Origin of the sequence: Streptomyces sp. NPDC002130, from assembly GCF_040296465.1 — a bacterium.
In the GTDB taxonomy this organism is placed as follows: Bacteria; Actinomycetota; Actinomycetes; order Streptomycetales; family Streptomycetaceae; genus Streptomyces.
Window position 1 is genome coordinate 1 of the sequence record NZ_JBEOXI010000817.1, and the last position, 1,455, is coordinate 1,455.

At 64.4% G+C, this 1,455-nt stretch carries 2 protein-coding genes; one reads left to right on the plus strand and one right to left on the minus strand.

The genetic code is table 11. From position 1 onward, the window contains the following. Positions 1-645: (Fe-S)-binding protein (locus ABT116_RS45895; protein WP_351647117.1), on the minus strand; the 645-nt coding region annotated here is incomplete at its 3' end. A 98-nt stretch (positions 646-743) separates the two neighbouring features. Here ABT116_RS45895 and ABT116_RS45900 point away from each other — a divergent pair. Further along, a partial coding sequence (locus tag ABT116_RS45900; protein WP_351647119.1) for a FadR/GntR family transcriptional regulator occupies positions 744-1,455 on the plus strand: 712 nt, incomplete at its 3' end.

The following is a 1,455-nucleotide window of genomic DNA, read 5'->3' on the forward strand; positions in this document are numbered from 1 at the left end:
GGAGGAATCTCCGGCGCTGCAGAATTCGGCGCCGGTGTCCGCGACGTGGCGAATCTTGTCCGCCAGCATGGCCGTCGACGTTTCGGCATTCTTGATGGCGAACGTGCCACCGAAGCCGCAGCAGGAATCTGCTTCGGGGAGTTCGACCAGATCGATGTCGCGGACGTTGCGCAGCAACTGAAGTGGTTTGTCTCCCACCCTCAGCATGCGCAGTGAGTGACAGGTCGGGTGATAGGTGACCCGGTGCGGGAAGTATGCGCCCACATCGGTGACCTCGAGAACGTCCACGAGGAATTCGGAAAGCTCGTACGTCTTTGCCTTCACGGTCTGCACCTGTCCACACAGCGACGCGGTGCCGTAGCGCTCGGCGACGATCTCGTGTTGATGACGGACCGAACCGACGCACGACCCCGATGGTGCGACAACCGCGTCGATCGACGCATCACCGAAGGTGTCGGCGTAGTTCGCGACCAGCGGCAGCGCACCTGGCTGGTAGCCGGTGTTCACGTGCATCTGCCCGCAGCAGGTCTGCCCGGACGGAAACACGACGTCGTGCCCGAGACGGGTCAGCAGGAGGGCGGTGGCCTTGGCGGCGTCGGGAAACATCGTGTCCCCGATGCAGGTGGCGAACAGCGCTACGCGCATGTGGATCCCCGCAATCTGTCGGTGTGGTCTGACCACAGTAATACATCCCCGGACAGGCCACCCCATAAACGACGCCCACCCGGTTATGCTCTTGCCTCATGCCGACCGAGCCGGGCCCGCGAGCGTGGGAACAAGTACTGAGCCATCTCGAACGTCGGCTCGTTTCAGGCGAGGTCTCTCCAGGCCAGCGGCTTCCGGGAGAGAGAATTCTGGCGGCCGAACTGGGCGTCGGACGGTCATCGGTCCGCGAGGCCCTGCGCGTTATGGAAGCTCTCGGCCTGCTGAAAGCGCAGACGGGATCCGGCCCGACGTCCGGAGCGATGATCGTGGCCAAACCGACCGGCGGCATGACCATGCTGATGCGAATGCAGGTTGCAGCACAAGGGTTTCCGGTCTCGGACGTGGTGAAGACACGACTCGTGCTCGAATCCGAGGTGATGCAGTCCCTGGCATCGCGAACCCCGGCCCCTGACCTCAGCGCGGCCGTCGAACTGCTCGACTCGATGGACTACGCAGCTCTCTCGGCCGAGGAATTCCTGCTACTCGACGCGCAGTTCCACGTGGCGCTCGCCGACGCGGCGGGCAATCAGGTGATCGCAGCCATGATGACCGGCCTGCGCGAGTCCATCGAGTCCTACGTTCTCGCGGGCGTCCAGATCGACAGCTGGCCGAGCACCTGCACGCGACTACGCCACGAACACCGAGGATTGATCATGTCCATGGCGGGGGGCTGCTGCCGCCGCTGTTCGGGGGCCTCGGCCGCCGCGCGCTTCTTCTTCGAGCGGTCGCGCAGGTACTCGATGATGATCG